We start from the raw sequence: 16661 nt of genomic DNA, 5'->3' as shown, positions 1-16661 counted from the left end.
GGAGTCGAGCCGATCTGCGCCGCTTTCCGGGATGCCGGCGTGTCGATCGCTCCGAGTACCTACTACGCGGCCCGCAGCCGGCCAGTCTCAGCGCGGGCGTCCCGGGACGAGGAGGTCACCGCGGTCATCCGCCAGATCCACGAAGAGAACTACGGCGTCTACGGAGTCCGGAAGGTGTATGCCGAGCTGGCCCGCCGGGGCGGCGTGAATGGGCGACCAGTCGCCCGCTGCACTGTCGCCCGGCTGATGAGGGCCGCCGGGTTACGCGGTCTGGTCCGCGGTCGGTCTCCGATCACCACCCGGCCGGGCAAGGGTCCCGACGCGCGCCCTGACTTGGTGCAACGCCAGTTCACCGCGCCAGGCCCGAACACCTTGTGGGTCGCGGACATAACTTACGTCCGCACGTTCGCCGGGTGGGTCTACGCCGCGTTCGTGCTCGACGTGTTCTCCCGCCGGGTCGTGGGATGGCAGCTCTCGACCTCCCTGCGCACCGATCTGGCCCTCGATGCCCTGGAGATGGGGTTCTGGACCCGGCGTCGCGAGGGCCAGGACGTCACCGATCTGATCCACCACAGCGATAAGGGAGAAGTGGGATCGTAGCCATGTCGTTCTGTGAGCCAAGGAGTTGGGATCGCACGTTGTCTTCCTAAGACCGCTTGGCCTCCGACTTGGCCCTCGATGCCCTGGAGATGGGGTTCTGGACCCGGCGTCGCGAGGGCCAGGACGTCACCGATCTGATCCACCACAGNTCGACCTCCCTGCGCACCGATCTGGCCCTCGATGCCCTGGAGATGGGGTTCTGGACCCGGCGTCGCGAGGGCCAGGACGTCACCGATCTGATCCACCACAGCGATAAGGGAGTCCAATATGTCGCCGTTCGATACACCCAGCGGCTGGCCGAAGCCGGCGCCGTCGCGTCGGTCGGCTCCACCGGCGACTCGTATGACAACGCCCTAGCCGAGGCGTTCAACTCGCTGTTCAAGGGCGAACTGATCCGCAACAAAGGCCCCTGGACAGGCCACGACGACCTCGAGATCGCCGTCGCCGAGTACATCGACTGGTACAACCACCGGCGCTTACACGGCGAACTCGGCGAAGTCCCACCCGTCGAATACGAACACGCCTACCGTCCAGCCGCCGCAGTCAACTGACCGCCGAGCGGGTAATCACAGCCTCCACCAAACCCGGCGCTTGACATGGCGCTTCGTGAACTGATCGGCCAGATCGCCCGTACCGGAGCCGGCCAGGACGGCGAAGTCCTGGACCGGGCGATGAAGGCGTTGGGGAGGCCCGTCGAGTAGGAGCCGCGATGGCTACTCGGTCCGGGCGTTCTGGAAACCCAGCGACGCGCGGCGGCCGGGCCGCGCCTGGACCGCGGGGTGGGCGAATGCGCTATTGCTTGCCTGGCCAGGTGGTGGACACCATCGGGCGACGCTGCGGCCCGCCACCACATCGATGGCGGACCGGGCAGGTCGCATAGGAAACGGCGCCGCTACCCTCGGCCTATGGCCCATTCCCCGCGACCTGGAACGGGTGACCGTCGCCTCCGTCCGGGCCGTTCTTGGCCGGATCGGCACCGGCCCCATCCGCGAGGTTCGGCCTGGCGTCGTCCGCATTGACGTCTGCACCCGTGGGCGGCAAAAACAGGTCATGGCCGCGCTCGATGCCAAGACGAACGCTGAGCGTTGGCACTCCTACCGGATCGGCCGCCGCTACCCCTGGCCCCCGTGGCGCACCTGGATCACCGTCGAGGATTCCTGGGAGGAATGGCACGGACCCCGCGACTGACCGGATCCCGCAGCCGCTCCCACATGGGGCAAGCGCAAGCGACAGGCTTTCACAACGGCCGCCGGGGCCCCTCGGATGCGCTCGGGTGCCGAGTGTTCGCCCGGGTTGGTTCACGGCCCGTCGGCGCGCTGGGTCTCTGTCGGTGGAGGGCCGGAGCGGCGAGGCGCACTGGTTCGGGACATGAGCTGGTCGGCGAGTCGGGTGGTGGCTTCGTCCGGGTCTTCGTCGATGTCGGCAAGGGCGGCGGTGAGTGCTTGGAGTCGGGCTTGCACGGCGGCCCTGTTGCCGGCTTGGGCGTGCGCGCGCATGGCGAGCCGAGCGACATCTTCGTTGATCGGGTCGATCCCACAGGCGGCGTCGAGGAGGCTGGCGCCCTCGTCAGGGGCGGCGTCGGTGAGCAGCGCGGCGAGTTGAATATGGGCGGTGATGCCTTGCCTGCGGGAGTACTCGCGGTGCGATTCGACCCAGCGGTAGTTGCAACCGTCGAGGAGCGGTCCGGTCCAGAGGTCGACGGCGTGCCGGAGTGTGACGAGGCGCTGGTCGTCATCGGCGGTGACGGCCCGGGCGAGGGTGTCTTGGAAGTGCCACCAGTCGATGTGGAGGATGGCGGGGTTGAGTTGGTAGTGGCTGCCGGTGTTGAGCACCGGTTCGAGCTTCTCCTTGTTGGCCGGGTCGCCGGCGGCGGTGCGAATGCGGTTTCGGAGGTTGCCGACGGTGGTGGACAGTCGCTGGGAGGCGCGCCGCACGGTGGCGGTGGGGTAGAAGACTTCCATGATGTCGGGCAGGTCCATGCCATCGCGGTGCGCGGCGAGCAGGGCTAGGAGTTCGACGGCGTGGGAGCGGGCACCGGTGACCGGTGGCCCGTCCAGCGGGCGGATCAACGGGGCTTGACCCAGCACCTGGATGCGTGCCCGCGGACTACCGGAGGTCGCAGCCGTCGACGGTAGGGCGCCGCTGACTGCGGCTGGCACTCGCGCGGGCTCGTCGGTGGGACCGCCCCGAGTCGGGGCCGGGTGGTCGAACGAAGCGGGACTGGTCGAGGCCGGGGAGTCGGCGGATGACGGGACTCGGTGAGGTGCTGGCCCGGGGTCGGGAATCAGGGCGGCTGCCGCGGCGGAGTGAGCGGTCGCGGGCCGGGTTCCGGTGTGGGCTTCGCGGAGGACTTCGAGCGCTGCGACGGCCGTGGACACGTCGAGGACGGACAGGCGTGCCGGTGGTTCGCTGCGGTCACCGGTCGGTGGGCGGATGGTGGTGCCGTCGAGGTGGACGTGAAGGGTGTCGCCGGGTGGCCAGTTTCCGAGGAAGACCGCGGCGATGCGCAGTGGGCTGCCGAGTTGCAGGGCGGCGGTGACGCGGGCGTGTAGTACCGGGGCCGGGATTTCGGCGATGAGTAGCGCCAGCGGCAGCGGGGCGTGGAAGGGGTGCGCGGCGTGCAGGGTCTCGAAGTCGGGGGCGTCGTGATCGTCGAGTTCTCGCCGACGGGCGATGATCAGGTCTTCGAGGGTGGTCAGTGCGTCGGGCAGGCCGGGGTGAACATGGAGGCGTGGCAGGGGGCCGAGGTCGACGGCGGCGGTGCCAAGGATCTCGGCGAGGGTGGCGGCGGGGATCAGGATGGTGCCGGCGGCGTCGGGATCCTGGGGTCCGCCTGCGGCGAGGGTCGCGGTGAGCAGCGCGCGGGCCGCGGCGGGTGCGCCGTCGCCGGTGAGGCCTAGTCCGCGGGGGTTGAGGGGGTCGTCGAGCCCGGCGAGTTGCGGCCCGTCGGGCCCTGGTGGCGGAAGGTCGGGCGAGTCGGCGTCGGCGAGTTGAGCGACGGTCGGTCCGGGGCTGCAGGGCTCGAGGAGGCCGGCGTCGAGTTCGTGCGCGGCTTCCCGCACGGTGCCGATCAGAGGCGGGAGCGGGTGCAGGTCGCGGGCCTGGGGGTTCGGGCCGGGGAGCGGTTCAGGCCGGTAGACGCGGCGGCGGCGCAGCCACGCCAGCGTTCCGGCGTCGGCGATCGCCGCGGCGAGTCCGGCACTGACCCACCCGCCGGACAGTTCCACGCCGTGCTCGGCCCGAGAGGCGGTGGCGGGATCCTTCGCCGGGTCTTGCGCCGTCGGCGGTAGGGGACTGGGAGCTGCCGTTCCACTGGTCGATTGACTGGGCGCCGTGGTCGAAGGGCCGGGCGTTGTCGGACGTGGCGGGGTGGGCGACGGGCCAGGGACCGTCGGCTGAGGGGGCGGTGGCTGTCCGGTTGCCCCGTCCGGGGTATCGGGCTTGTCGGGCGCGGCCGGCGGCGAGGGTGTAGCCGGGGTAGGCGCGGGGAGTCGGGTGGGCAGGACCAGCACCCAGCCGGGGATGAGGAGGTCGGGGTCGGACAGGGCGCGGCCGTCGGCTTGGATGAGGCCGCGGTTGAGGGTGTAGATCTCTTCCCACCGTTCGGCCTCGCCGAGGTGGTTGTAGGCGAGGTCCCACAGTGTGTCGTTCTCCTGAACGACGCAGCGCGGCACTCGCGTCGTGGTGGTGCTACTGCGGGTTCTGGTGAGCGCCGCGGTCTGGCCGTCGCGTTCCGTGGTGTGGGTTGTGGTGCCCCACGGCGGGTAGGCACCGTCGGATCCGGCGCCGTCCGGCTGCCGGGCCTCGGTGCTGCGCTGGTCGTGGATGGCGAGGATCGGTGGGTTGGCCGGGCGTGGGAGTAGGGGTGTCGCGGCGGCGACGGTGGCCGGTGGGATCGGCGGTTGGGCATAGGACGCGGCGCCGGACAGGTTGAGGGTGAGCGCGGTGAGTAGCGCGGCCGCCAGCGCCTGGATTCCGGTGGGTTTCGGTCGGGACCTGCCTGCGTAGCGGATCAGGTCATAGGCCTCCAGGAGCAGGGAACCGACCCAGATGGCCCACAAGATCCAGGTGACGCAGGCGATGATCTGGAAGATGCCGCCGTCGTCGATCGGTGAGGTCAGCCATGCGACCACATCACTGGGGGTGGGGACGTGGCGGGGGAGGGGCCAGCCGACCGCGACGACCAGCAGCCACGGCACGCCGCCGACGGAGGCCACCAGCAGGAGTAGGGCGCCGAGTGCTCGCAGGAGGCGTCCGAGAACGCGCATCATGGTCTCCTTCGCCGTTGCGTTCGGCTGGTCGCAGATGTGCGAGGTCTGGGCGGGAGCGGGCTCATGGCTGGTTCCCGGGGGTAGTGGGGGCGGCGGTCGCGGTGCCGGTGGCCCGCAGCGTGTGCACGCCGACGAGCTGCAGTAGCTGGGTGGGCCGGTCGGTGTGGGTGGTGACGGTGACCGCGGCGGTGGTGGCGGTGACCTGCCCGGGTACGCCGGCTGCGGCGAGGAAGTCCTGCGCGGTGCGGACGGCTTGGCCGGGGTCCAGGCGCAGCTGGCCGGTGGTGCGGTAGAGGGGCAGGTCGAGTCGCTGGGCGCCGGCGCGGGCGGCGGATTGGGCGGCATCTAGGGCGCGGGTGCGCGCCGCGAGTGCGGTGCCGCCGTCGAGCACCAGACCGGCCAGCAGTAGGAGGGCGATGACCAGGACGGTAAGGAACGCGGTGGCCTGGCCCTGTTCGCCACTCGGGCACCTGAGCTCCGTCAGGCCGGGGCGCGAATGGGAGGGCGGGGTCATGGGGTGACCGCCCGGTACGTGTCGAGCGGCGAGGTAGACGTGCTGGTGAGAGTCCGGCTGCCGGGCAGGCCGAGGCCGGTGAGGTCGGCCAGGTTGACCACGCATGTGGTGTGCACGATGACCGCGCCGCCCGGCGCGTAGGCCGTGGTGTCCACGGTGACGTCGAGCGCCGCGCATGTCGCGGGCAGGTCGAGCGCGGCGACCGCGCTGGTGCGGGCGGCGTTGGCTGCGGTGGCCGGATGGCGGCTGAGGGAGGCGGCGCGAGCGGCGGTGTAGGTGGCTTGGTCGAGGCGCGCTTGGGCGTCGGCGAGCCGTCCGGCGGCCACCACCAGGAGCACGATCAGCAGCACGAGCGGTGTCAGGAGGGTGAGTTCGACGGTGACCGAGCCCGCCTCCCACCGACGGCCGCGGCGGTCAGGGCGAGGGAGGCCTCGTCGTTTCGGGCAGCGCGTGGGCCGGGTCATGGGGTGCTGCCGGTGTCTGTTGTGGGTTGTTCGATGGGGGCGGTGGCGTGCCGGTGCACGGTCCAGGTCAGGCCGGGCACGACGGTGGGGGTGGAGGCGGTCAGCTCGACGGTGACCTGCCCGTCGGTGCGGCTGACGGTGACTTGGACGTCGGTGAGGAGTCCGGAGCCGAGTTGCTGGGTGAGCGCGTCGGCGGCGGTCTGGCCGTCGGTGTCGGTGGCGCCGGAGAGGCGCGCGGCGTCGGCGGCGCGGGTGACGGTGGCGTCGGCGACGTGCACGGCGTGCCAGCCCAGCGCGGCTTGGACCACGAGCATCAGCAGCAGAAGCAGCAGTGGTGTGGCGAGCGCGAGTTCGGTGGAGACCGCACCCCGATCCGAACCGCGAAGCAGGGCACGGGTCTGGCGGCGCCTTCGTGGCGCCGGGTGTGACCTGGATCCGGCGACCCACGATGGGCTCGGCGGGGGGATCGGCATTGAGTCAGCCGAGGTTGATGGCGTTGGCTTTGGCCAGGACCTTGGCGGCGATGATCCCGAGAACGGCGATGGCCAGCGCCACGAGCAGTGCGGTGACGAGGACAGTCTCTGTGCTGTAGCCGGCGTCCCCGCGTGGTATCCGCTGGCGTAACCGGTCGCGTAGCGGCGAGGCGAGGCGGTGGGTGAGCCGGGAGCCGCGGTCGGCGAGCCTGGCAACGATCGAGTGCATGGCGGCTGTCCTTTCTAGAGCCCGGTGAGGACGTGACTGATCGCCGGGTAGGCGAGAAAGAGCAGAAACGCGGCGAAGAGGGCGACGACGCCGAGGCTCATGCGTTCGGTGGCCGAGGCGCCGGCGGCGTCGAGATCGGCCAACAGGTGTCCGCGCAGGGAGGACGAGCGGGCCCGCAGAGAGGCGCGGATTTTGGCGCCTTCGGTGCCGGCGAGGGAGACGGTGGCCGCCAGCTCGGTCAGGTCGGTGATGCCGAGTTCGGCGCCGAGCCGACCTAACGCCTGCCACGGTGTCAGGCCGGGAGTGAGGGCGGCTTCCTGGAGGGCGTCCCGGATTCGGGTATTTGCCCAGCCGGTGCCGATCTGCGCGCTGGAATGGAGGGCGGCCTGCACGCCGGCGCCGCCGGCCAGCGAGATGACAACCAAATCGAGGTAGGAACTCAACGCGTGCCGGAATTCCGCACGGCGTCGGCCGGCTTCGGCGTGGATGGCCAGATCGGGCAGGAGGAACCCACCCGCGGCGAGAGCGACGGCGACCCACACCGGCAGGGTCCAGCCCCAACGCAGCCCGACCAGCGCGGTCAGCCCGGCGACCAGCGGAGGAAGGAAGAGACCGGCGACCGCGGTGGCGGCCTGCTCGGCCAGGTGTAGCTGGGACGGACGGCCGAGCACGGCGAGGTCCGCGCGGACACTCTTTCGGGGTAGTCCTGCGGCCTCGAGGAGGGGCACGGCCGGTCGTCCCAGCTGGGCGGCCCACCCGGCCCTGTCTGTCGGTGCCGCGAGGGAGGGGGTGGCTGGTGGGGCGTGGAGTGCGGCCAGTTCGTCGGCGAGCGACGGCTTGGGCGGCCAGATTCCGGCTGCGATCACCATCAGACCGAGACCGATGCCGGCGCCGAGCAACAGAGGCACGATCACCGCATTCGACCTCCTCCGGGAACTGCCGCCCGGGCGCTCGGAAGATGCGCCTCACCGCTGAGCTCGGCGCCAAGCGCGAGGTGCCGGGCGGGAGCTTGCGGGCGGGCGAGCCGAGTCAGCCACCAGAACCCGGCCGCGAAGAGGGCGCCGACGGCGGCGAGGACGAGCTGCCCGAGGGCGGTGTCGTAGGGCTGCAGATAGGTGCGGTTGAGCACGACCAGGCCGGTGGCCATGGCGAGGGTGGTGGCGGTGATTACCCGCACGGAGGTACGGGTGCGGGCCCGTTCGGCGGCTTGCCGCAGCTGCACGCTCGCCTGCTGGCGCGCGGCGTCGGCCAGATCCGACAGCAGCGGACCGAGTTGCCGGGCTTGGTGCTCGGCGGCTAGCAGCAGCGCGGCGAGCACGAGGTCGGCGGTCGGGTCCGCGAAGTCGTCGGCGGCGGCGCGCAGAACTGCGGGGAGGTGTTGCCCGGCGCGGATGCGCGCCGCGAGGGCTGTCACTTCGGTGCGGATGGGCGCGGGAACAGCCGGGGCGGTGGCCAGGAGGGCTTGTTCGAGGCCGGCGGCGGCCTGAAGGGTGTCGCGGAGCATTTCGGCCCAGGTGGCGATGGCCTCGGCGCGGGCGACCGACCGGGTGGTGGCCCGGTCGGGTCCGAGCACTGCGGGCGTGAACCAGATCGCGGCGGCGGCGAGCAGACCGGCGACCGGCCAGCGGGTGATCAGCACCGCGGCGAACCCACCAACGACTGCGAGGGCGATGCGCCGCCCGTGGGTACGCATCACCGACCCGCGGCCGGTGCTGGTCTGCGGTCTGCGGGACGCCCGGGTAGACGGCTCGGCGGTGGCGGTGCTGGTCAGGCCGAGGACGATAAGCACCAGACCGAGACCGAACCCGGCGCCGAGCAGACCAGCCAGCGCGGTCGAGGCGTCCACGGTCAGGTTCATGAGGGCCACCAGCCGTCGGGGTTGTGTAGCCATTTCGGGTCGAAGCCGGTCGCGGTCAGGGTGGTGAGTAGCTCTTCGCTGGGCGGGACGTGCGGGCGGGCGCGTTTGTCGCCGCCCGGCCGGTAGAGCTCGTTGGACACCACTTGGGCGCCGTCGGCGCCGGTCACCTCCCGGACGCTGGCGATCACCCGCCGCCCGTCTGTGGTGGTCTCCAGGTGGACGACGAGGTGGACGGCGGAGGCGACCAGCAGTCCGGTGGCCTCCAGCGGCAGCCGTTCGGCGGACTGCACCGCATACGCGGCGAGCTTCAAGAAGACCTGCTGTGAGCTGGAGGCGTGCACAGTGGCCATCGATCCGTCGTTGCCCTGGGACATGGCCAACAGCATCGGGATCACCTCCGAGCCGCGGACCTCCCCGACGATGACCCGGTCGGCCGACATACGCAGCGCCGCTCGGACCAGATCGGCGGTGCTGATGGCGCCTTCGCCTTCGATGTTCGCGTCGCGGGCCTGCATCGCCACGACGTCCGGATGAGCGCGGGCGTCGGCGTCCAGACCGAGTTCGAGCGCGTCTTCGACGGTGACCAGCCGTTCGGGCGGGTCGATGGCGCTGGCCAGCGCGCGGAGCACGGTGGTCTTTCCGGCGGCCATCCCGCCGGAGACGATGATGTTGCGTCGTGCCCTGACCGCTGCCAGGAGGAAGGCTTCCAGCCCGCGGTCGATGGTGCCCAGGCGCACGAGCTCGCGCAGCGTCGTGGTTGGGTGGCGGTGACGGCGGATCGCCAGCGATGGGCGGGCGGTGACGCCCATGACAGCGAACAACCGTGACCCGTCCGGTAGCTGGACAGAGAGCGTCGGCGCGCCGCGATCGAAGCGGCGTTCCTCCACCCCGGATCGGGCGGCGATCGCCCGGATGAGGTCGACGAGTTCGGCGTCGCTGCCGGCGACCGGCGCCACCCGGGCGCGGGTTCCGTCGGCGTATCGCACGTGCACGACATCGCAGCCGTTGACGTTGATGTTCTCCACTCGTGGGTCGGCCAGCAGCGGCTGCAACCCGCCCAGCCCGAAGAGCGCGTCGAGCACCCGCAGGCTTAGCGCCTGATCCGCGGCGGGGTTCTGTGGGGCTCGGCCGGCGCTGATCGCGGCGGTCGCCTGCTCCTGCAGCAGCTGCGCCAGCAATGCCTCGGCTTCGGCCCGCCGCCGTTGCGGGGTCCACGGCGCTTCTCCGGCCTGGTCCGCGGCGCGGCTCCGGGCGGTCAGTCGCTCGGCGACCTGCTGCCGCAACGCCGTGACCTGATCGCTTCCGGGCGCTGGCAGCGGTGGAGCCGCAGCAGGAGAAGACAGCGCTGGTGGGGTCACCCCGTTGACCGGTGCCCACGACGGAGACGAGTGCCTGTTGCCGCTGGGAGGTGGCCCGGTAGCGGTCATGAAGGCCTCCCGGGTGGTGCGTCCGGAGCGGTCGGCTCTCCCGGAACTCCGGGCGCTGCGCCGCCGGGACCTGCGGCGGTGGGAGCATCGGATTGCGTGCCGCTTCCGGGTCGGCGTTGCGCCGGAACCGGCCACCGGGGAGGGGAGGGCGCCGGCCACGCCCCACCTGCTGGGGGGCCAGCTACCGATGGGCGTGCCCCTGCGGGACTGCCGCCGGTGACGGGGGTGCGGGGTGGTGCCGCGGTGAGGCGGCGGCCGGGTTGCCCGACCGGCACGGGCGATCGCGCGGATCCGGTGCCGATCTCACTGGCCAGCTGGGCGGCGATCGCGGTGATCGCGCGGGTCCACTTGCCGCGCCGCGGCGACCGGCCTGTTCGGAGCGGGGCAGTGGCGGCGCGGCGGTCGTCGGGCACGGTGCCCAGCAGCGGTATACCGAGCTGGTCGGCGACCTCGAGCGGACCGTAGGGATTCGGGCCGCGCAGCAGCGCCTGCCGGCGGGGATTGAGACCGGCCAGGCGCGCGGCCAGTTCCCCGGTGTGCGCCAGGTCGGCCAGACTGGCCCGGGTGACCAGCACGATCAGATCCGCGAACTGCAGCAGCGGCATGATCGGCGAGGCCGGAGACCATCGCCCGGCATCGACCAGCACCGGAACCGGGGAGAGGCCGGTCACCGCCAGCGGCCCGCCGGCAGCGGCGAGAATGCTCAACGCGGCCTGGGTCTGTCCCGACCCGACCGGCGCGGTGACGACCTGCGCGCCTCCCAGCACGCGGCTGTAGGAGTGGGTCATCGTGGCCATCTCGTCCGGACCGCGCGGCGATCGGGCCGCTGCCGCGAGCCCGGCTAGACCCGGCTCCTCACTCACCCGGAACCATGCCGCCAGGTCCCCGCCGAAGGGATCGGCCTCCACCACGAGCGCGGCCGGATTCTGCGGGATCGCGCCCTCCGGTTGCGCATGGTCGAGACCTGGCCACGCCGAGGCAACCGCCCATGCCGTGGTGGTGATGCCCGGCGCGCCCGTCGCCGAGGTCCAGAGGATCAGTGGCATCAGTTCTCTCCGGGATGCCGCTCGACCAGCGCCACCGCGCCGGTGGCGGCCACGTCCGTGGCGTCCGCGGCGGCCATCCGCAGCGTCACCACCGCCCCGCCGCGTCCGTCGGCGGCCGGAGCCACCGCGAGCACCACCCCTGGCCACCGCGGGCCTGAGCCGCCCGGCACCGCCGACGGCGTCGCGGCCGGTGCACTGTCCTGCCTGGTGCCGATCGCCACGACGGTCACGGTCGATCCGGCCGTCAGCGAAGGCGGGAACCGGCCAGCGTCCACCGGCATGGCCACCATCGCCTGACCGGTCTGCGGTGGCGCAGGAGCGCCTAGCATCGACCGGCTCAACAGGGACCCCGCTGCCAGCGGCACCGCGGCGGTCTGACCGACGACACTTTCCCGCTGCGAGGCAGGCACAAGCGACACGGTCGAGTCCGCGGCGACCTGCACGGTACGGAGATCGCGGTCGGTCAGAACCTGCCCGGCAGGTACGTCGGCCGCCACCGCGAGCGCCGCGATCCGCCCGGAGGTGTGCGACCACCAGTATGCCGATCCCAGCGCGCAGACCAGCACCAGCACGGCGCCGCCGATCACCCACGCTCGTCGTCGCCGCCGCGGACCGCCCACGATGCCATCCGGTGCCCGTGGAGGAACGCGGGACCCCGCTGATCCCAGCGTTGTCGTTGCCATCGGTGCTGTTACCGCCTTCACATCGTCGCTGCTGTCGTCTCGCCGTGTGAGTCCCGTCAGGGAGGCAGCGCTCAACGCTGCGGAGTAAGCAATGCCTCGGATTCCCCGACCCGCAGGGTCGTCGTCGACGACGTCCCCAAAGCCGGCACGGCACCGCTCTGGCCGCCGCCGGCCCAGGTCACCCGCCACTGCACCGTCACGGTTAGCCGAAACACCCCACCGGGTTCCGCCGAGGAAGGTCTGGCGTAGGTGTGGCCGCAATCCGGCGACGGCTTTGACGCGTCCATTCCCGGCCGCCACGGCGTGCCCGGCCCCTGGCACACCACCCGGCTACCGTCGCCGGTCTCCCACACCACCTGCGCAGGCACCGCGGTCGCCGTCACCGTCAACCCCGGCACCGACGCGCTCGCCGACCGCGCCGCCCACCACCCGGCCGGCACCCAAAACCACGCCGGCAAACCCACCAGGTGGGTCACCTGTGGCGACGGACTCGACGCCACAGGCGGCGCAGGCAGGTCCAAGCGCGACACCGCCAACGCTCCGGCATCTGCCGGTGTCGCGGGGAAAGCCCCACTGACGGCACCACGGATACCTCCCGCTGCGCCGCAGCCGGGACCGAATGTCGGTATATCGCAGGTGGGCACGGGCGCAGGGCGCCCGCGGTCCTGCGAGCGCGCTGGTTTCTCGCGACGCGAACCAGGAGTGCGCGCCTCAACCCTGCATCCAGGACGTGGGCTGGCCGTCCCGCAGTCGACGGGAGCGAAAGGATCGGGAGGCGGCTCTTCGGCGTGGGCTTGGTTCGTGCCGAGGCCAAGAAGGAGCGAGATGGTGGCCAACGGGATCGCCGCCCAACTGGCGCGTGCCCCGCTCAGCATGTGTCGGCCAACTGGACGGCAAAGGTGGAGACCTTCCACGTCCCGTTCTGTTTGGTGACGGACGCCGTGATGTGCCGTCCGCGGGCCTCGGGCACGCTTGGATGGCCCGTCTTGTCGTACGTGCGCCACGTCGTGGTGTCGGCGCAGTCGACGATGGAGGCTGTGTTCGGCGAGGAGGTGGTACTTAGCGCCGTTACCCGAGGCTTGAGCGTGGGCCGACCTCGGTAGACATAGCCTTTCTGCTTATTGCTCTTCAGACCATCCACTAGCGTCTGCAACGCCTGGCCCGTCGCGTACCGAGGAAGGTCCGGCGACTGGTAGTCGGCCGTTTCACCCGCCCGCGCGAAGGCCGTCCACATGCCTGTGTAGGCCGCCAGTGCCGCCGACCGCGCCGTGTCTTCTGACGGCGTGGCCGATGAGACCGGTGTCGAAGCGGGTGGCCGTCGAGGCTCCTCCTGCCGATCGCACCCCGCCGTAGCCAGCAGCGTTCCAGTAGCCAGAACCGCGATGAGGCCGGCGGCTAGTCCGGTCGTGCGTTCGCGGCTTCGCGTTGCCTTACGCGGGACTGCGCGCTCGTGCTTGGCTCGTCGCGCCGGGATCGAAAAGACCGTCACGGTTTCGCCTCTCAGGTATGCGCGCGGGGTGCTGCCCGGCGGCGCGGTCTCCACGAGTCAGCGCGGTCGTCGCATAGCGAACTGCGACGCTGCCACGTCTGCAGTTCTCGTTCGACGATGAGGACCGCGTGAGGTACACGCGTCTGGATCGTGGAGGGTTCTGATTCGGCGATGAATAGCATGAGCTATGCGATGAGTCGTGCAGTGTGAGCCACGATTCGGGATGGAAGAGCTCGGCTGGATGCCTATGGTCAGCGCTGTCCTGTTTAGAAGACTGGTGTCCATTGATGCGCGCTTCTGTGTTGCCGCTGCTTGGTCTAGTCCTGGTACCGACCTGGGTCGATAGGTCCGTCCTCACGTGCTGGTCACCGCGTCCCTTCCGTTTACATCGGCTCAGGGCTCCTTTTCATAGTCCTGATTGAAGCAATAGACAATGGCGAATCGCGAATTCACTTTGGGTGCGCATCCCGATTGGGGCGTGGCATGGACTCGCGCCGTCCATTCGGAGTCGAGCAGGTGTGCGTACCGTAGGAATGGGGCGGCGCGAGAGCTTGTCGCTGACACCGATAAGGGCCTCTGTTGTCCCACTGGCGAGGATTCAACGACCGGGTCAGGTGGACGACCGCTACGGATAGTCAGGGTCGTTGGTGGCTACAGGTGGCGGAGATGGCCGACGGCTGCAGCGGTCGTCATCACACACTGCGATCACTCTGTGCTGGCCTTCCGGCCATCCGGGGGGATGTTGTTGCCGCTACATGAGCCGCTTGGGCGGTTAACAGATGATCTGCTGGTATCTGCCGTATGCCCGAGATGTCCCAGGCATCGTGATCCACTGAGGCTTCGCGAGTTGACGCGCGAAGCGGTTCGCAGCCTCTGCGGGTTGGATGGTGAACCCGTCTCGGCTGCCATCCGTGATGGCATCAGTGCGGGCGGTGATCAATGTTCTCGCCACTGTCCGCCATGGCGACGGTTACTGTCGAAGACAGTTAGGTCCGGGGGAGCAGCGGTGAGTGTCGACATGCCACGGGATCAGGAACGGCCCAGCTGGGGGCGTCGCTTCCGGCAGGAGCTGGCGGCGGACAATGATCGGAACGTCGATCTGCGCCGGTGGATCGGGATCGGCACGATCATCATCGCCTCGATCCTGGACTTGATCCCGTTGGTGCTCTTTCTCGGGCAGTGGGCACTGGGCGCCACTGCGGTGGATGAAGACAACCTCGGATCGTTCCTGATCGGGGCGATTCCGGCGCCGCTGTTCGTGGTGTCGGTGGTGACCGCGGTGTGGCACATTGTGCTGCGGCGTGGCCCGCGGGTGTGGGGGCTGTTCTGCTGGAACGTCGGTTCGTTCCTCGCGGCCTGCCTGGTGGGCGTCGTGCTCAATCAGCTCTTCTGAGCGGGTGCTGAGATGTCGTTTCGAGCGGTGCCGGCCGCCATGCGGCGGGCCGCGACCGAACTGGACGCGAGTGCGGATGACGCCGCCACGTTCCGCGCCTACGCCGCGAAGTACAGCGAGGTGGCCGATGAGGGAATGGGCCGGTTCGCGGACGTGGCGCGCACGCACCGGGAGTTCTTCGCCGAGCTGACCGAGACGCTGGCCCACCTGCGCACGGTGCTCAGCGACTCCCAGATCGAGCTCCACCAGGCGGCGACCTACTACGAGCAGGCCGATGCGCAGACCGCCGCGGACCTGGATGCCACGTTGCCCGCCGCGCCTCGGCCGACTTACCACGACAGCTTGCAACCCGGCCCGGGAAGCCAGCCGACCCGTTAGCGCAGGCGTCACCACAAGGGGTACCCGGTGGAAGATCCGACGCGTCACCTGACCGAACCGCATCCGGAGGCCAGCGTCAGCAACGGCTACGTCACCGCAACGTCCTGGGCGGACTCCCTCAGCCTCACCCACTGGCTGAACCAGTCAATCGAGGCGATGACCGGCCACAATGTGCTCGACGAGCTCCTAGAGCCCTTCGCCGGCGACTGGGAGGCGATCGCGACGTTCGGCCTCGCGCTCTCCAACCTGGCGCGCGCCATGCAGGACCTGGGCATCAACGTCCAGCAGACGACGGTCCGGCTGGATCCGTCCTGGGACGGCAACGCCGCGGACGCCGCGTACCGCTACTTCTCCGGCCTGGCCGCCGAGACCAGCGGCACCCAGTTCCCCCTCGACGATGCAGCGGTGCAGTACGAGGACCTGAGCAAGGGCATGTGGGCGTTGCTGGACACGATGACCGGCCTGCTCAAGCAGCTCATCGACAAGGCGCTCATCGCGGCGATCGCGGCAGCGGCGGGAACCGCGCTGCTGGAGACCGTCGTGGCTCCGGTCATCGGCTACGGCGTGGCCGCCCTGCAAGTGATCCAGATGCTCGAACTGCTCAACCGATGCCTGGTCTTGGCAACCAGCGCCAACGCGCTGATCTTCGGCTTCATCGGGCTAGTGACGACGACGTCGAACCGCGTCAGCGGCCTGAAAGGCGTCCAGTTGCCCGCTGGCGGCTACCAGCACCCGGCGCTCTCATGACCGCCAGCCGTCGAGACCCCGACGACGTCGGCGATGACGTTCTCGCTGAGCTGACAGACATTGCCGGGAACGACCCTCACACCGCGGCACTGCTGCGCCGCAGCCTCGAACGGCTCCGCGAGGGAGTCGGCGGTCCGGCACTGCAGGAGATGGCCCGCGACGTGTTGGCCGGCAACACCACGCTGCGGTCAGCGGGATCGTTCTCGTTCTACCAAGAAGCCCTGACCGCGGGCCTCGAACGCTTCCGCGGGTGGCAGCAGACCGTAAACCCAGAGGAAGTCCGGGCAGCGGTCCAAGACGCTAAGGCCGCGGCCAGCCTCAGCGAGACAGGCCGCGCCCCAACGGACTCGACCGCGCCCTAACCGTCCGGTCAGACAAGGCCCGCGGTCGTCATCGCCGACTCGGTGACGAAGACGCTCTCGGCGACGCCCCATCGCTGCTGCCGAATGGTGACGGTGACCAGATGGACGCCGGATATCGAGGCGCGCTGGACCGGGAGGTCCATGGGGCAGAAAAGTACGCCCTGGCCCCTGCCGCCGTCCGTCAGGTCCACGGCGTACTCGGCCGTCGCGGTGATCAGGCCGGGCTTGGTGGGCACCAGGACGGCATCGAAGTTGTGGAGCGCGGCGATTCCAGCCGACTGCGCGACCTCGCCGTGCACGGCGATCTCGTCGTAGGGTGCCGAAGCGCTCAAGTTGGTCTCCGCGTTGAACCGCAGGTCGGCGACAGTGTGCCCGTCGGCTCGCCGCAGCGCGGATTGGCCGAGCGGACCGGCGGATGTCCGCGCGACGATCAGGTCACCGCCGCACGCGTCGAGGAGCGTCCGGACGCCGGGGGTTCGCCGCGCGGCGAGAAGGGCGGCGCGGACGCAGAGGACCGGCATGAGGTAGGCGAGCGCACCGAAACGCGACCCTGCTGACCGGATGCAGATTTTGGCAATGCCGGATCCGCGGTCGATGGCGCCGATGCCGAAAGCGAGCAGCTCCTGCGCGCCGCCCGGGCCGTGGACCCGGTACGTGTATTCGAGGTCGGTCATCGCATGGACCGGTTCATGCGCGGCCGGTCGAATCGGTGGTCACGTGCGGCACT

At 70.5% G+C, this 16661-nt stretch carries 18 protein-coding genes; 6 read left to right on the top strand and 12 right to left on the bottom strand.

The features are described from left to right. The first annotated feature begins 689 nt into the window (after positions 1–689). Complete coding sequence (locus ABEB28_RS29345) at positions 690–1151, top strand: integrase core domain-containing protein (protein WP_486323382.1); 462 nt, start codon at positions 690–692, stop codon at positions 1149–1151. Between the two features lie 382 nt (positions 1152–1533). Continuing rightward, positions 1534–1788, top strand: coding sequence for a hypothetical protein (locus ABEB28_RS29340; protein ID WP_345731484.1), 255 nt, complete (start codon positions 1534–1536; stop codon positions 1786–1788). Positions 1789–1898: 110 nt separating this feature from the next. Here the strand turns inward: ABEB28_RS29340 and ABEB28_RS29335 are convergent, their stop codons facing one another. From ABEB28_RS29335 to ABEB28_RS29285, 11 genes are all read right to left on the bottom strand, one after another. After that, positions 1899–4868: a BTAD domain-containing putative transcriptional regulator gene (locus ABEB28_RS29335; RefSeq protein WP_345731483.1), complete on the bottom strand. Its 2970-nt coding sequence runs from the start codon at positions 4866–4868 to the stop codon at positions 1899–1901. Positions 4869–4932: 64 nt separating this feature from the next. Next, positions 4933–5385, bottom strand: a complete 453-nt coding sequence (locus ABEB28_RS29330; RefSeq protein WP_345731482.1) for a pilus assembly protein TadG-related protein — start codon at positions 5383–5385, stop codon at positions 4933–4935. Then, positions 5382–5849 (bottom strand): TadE/TadG family type IV pilus assembly protein, encoded by a 468-nt coding sequence (locus ABEB28_RS29325; RefSeq protein ID WP_345731481.1) that lies wholly within the window; start codon positions 5847–5849, stop codon positions 5382–5384. The genes ABEB28_RS29330 and ABEB28_RS29325 overlap by 4 nt, the downstream gene beginning before the upstream one ends. After that, positions 5846–6322, bottom strand: a complete 477-nt coding sequence (locus ABEB28_RS29320; protein ID WP_345731480.1) for a TadE/TadG family type IV pilus assembly protein — start codon at positions 6320–6322, stop codon at positions 5846–5848. The genes ABEB28_RS29325 and ABEB28_RS29320 overlap by 4 nt, the downstream gene beginning before the upstream one ends. A gap of 4 nt (positions 6323–6326) precedes the next feature. After that, a complete protein-coding gene (locus ABEB28_RS29315) occupies positions 6327–6551 on the bottom strand; it encodes a hypothetical protein (RefSeq protein ID WP_345731479.1) in 225 nt (74 codons plus the stop codon). 14 nt (positions 6552–6565) lie between these two features. Further along, complete coding sequence (locus tag ABEB28_RS29310) at positions 6566–7465, bottom strand: secretion system protein (RefSeq protein ID WP_345731478.1); 900 nt, start codon at positions 7463–7465, stop codon at positions 6566–6568. Further along, entirely contained in the window at positions 7462–8409 is a 948-nt protein-coding gene (locus ABEB28_RS29305; RefSeq protein WP_345731477.1) for a type II secretion system F family protein, read from the bottom strand. The genes ABEB28_RS29310 and ABEB28_RS29305 overlap by 4 nt, the downstream gene beginning before the upstream one ends. Beyond that, the gene (locus ABEB28_RS29300) at positions 8406–9692 is read right to left on the bottom strand and encodes a TadA family conjugal transfer-associated ATPase (RefSeq protein ID WP_345731476.1); all 1287 of its coding nucleotides are present in this window, start codon (positions 9690–9692) and stop codon (positions 8406–8408) included. Before ABEB28_RS29300 ends, ABEB28_RS29305 begins: the two co-directional genes overlap by 4 nt. Positions 9693–9832: 140 nt before the next feature. Next, complete coding sequence (locus ABEB28_RS29295) at positions 9833–10882, bottom strand: MinD/ParA family ATP-binding protein (RefSeq protein WP_345731475.1); 1050 nt, start codon at positions 10880–10882, stop codon at positions 9833–9835. After that, positions 10882–11502 carry an SAF domain-containing protein gene (locus ABEB28_RS29290; protein ID WP_345731474.1) on the bottom strand — a complete coding sequence of 207 codons (621 nt, stop codon included), beginning with the start codon at positions 11500–11502 and terminating at the stop codon, positions 10882–10884. Before ABEB28_RS29290 ends, ABEB28_RS29295 begins: the two co-directional genes overlap by 1 nt. 931 nt (positions 11503–12433) lie before the next feature. Continuing rightward, positions 12434–12799, bottom strand: coding sequence for a hypothetical protein (locus ABEB28_RS29285; RefSeq protein WP_345731473.1), 366 nt, complete (start codon positions 12797–12799; stop codon positions 12434–12436). Positions 12800–14060: 1261 nt separating this feature from the next. Here ABEB28_RS29285 and ABEB28_RS29280 point away from each other — a divergent pair. From ABEB28_RS29280 to ABEB28_RS29265, 4 genes are read left to right on the top strand one after another with little or no spacing between them, the layout of a single operon-like run. Continuing rightward, positions 14061–14447, top strand: a complete 387-nt coding sequence (locus tag ABEB28_RS29280) for a hypothetical protein (protein ID WP_345731472.1) — start codon at positions 14061–14063, stop codon at positions 14445–14447. A 12-nt stretch (positions 14448–14459) separates the two neighbouring features. Then, the gene (locus ABEB28_RS29275; RefSeq protein WP_345731471.1) at positions 14460–14825 is read left to right on the top strand and encodes a type VII secretion target; all 366 of its coding nucleotides are present in this window, start codon (positions 14460–14462) and stop codon (positions 14823–14825) included. Between the two features lie 27 nt (positions 14826–14852). Further along, positions 14853–15572 carry a hypothetical protein gene (locus tag ABEB28_RS29270; protein ID WP_345731470.1) on the top strand — a complete coding sequence of 240 codons (720 nt, stop codon included), beginning with the start codon at positions 14853–14855 and terminating at the stop codon, positions 15570–15572. Then, positions 15569–15934 carry a hypothetical protein gene (locus ABEB28_RS29265; protein WP_345731469.1) on the top strand — a complete coding sequence of 122 codons (366 nt, stop codon included), beginning with the start codon at positions 15569–15571 and terminating at the stop codon, positions 15932–15934. Before ABEB28_RS29270 ends, ABEB28_RS29265 begins: the two co-directional genes overlap by 4 nt. Before the next feature lie 8 nt (positions 15935–15942). Here the strand turns inward: ABEB28_RS29265 and ABEB28_RS29260 are convergent, their stop codons facing one another. Continuing rightward, on the bottom strand, positions 15943–16608 hold the full coding sequence (locus ABEB28_RS29260) for a hypothetical protein (protein WP_345731468.1): 666 nt from the start codon (positions 16606–16608) through the stop codon (positions 15943–15945). Between the last annotated feature and the right edge of the window lie 53 nt (positions 16609–16661).

Origin of the sequence: Cryptosporangium minutisporangium, from assembly GCF_039536245.1 — a bacterium.
Lineage (GTDB): Bacteria > Actinomycetota > Actinomycetes > Mycobacteriales > Cryptosporangiaceae > Cryptosporangium > Cryptosporangium minutisporangium.
Note: the sequence above shows the minus strand (reverse complement) of the source record. Positions and strands in the feature narration are given on the sequence as shown.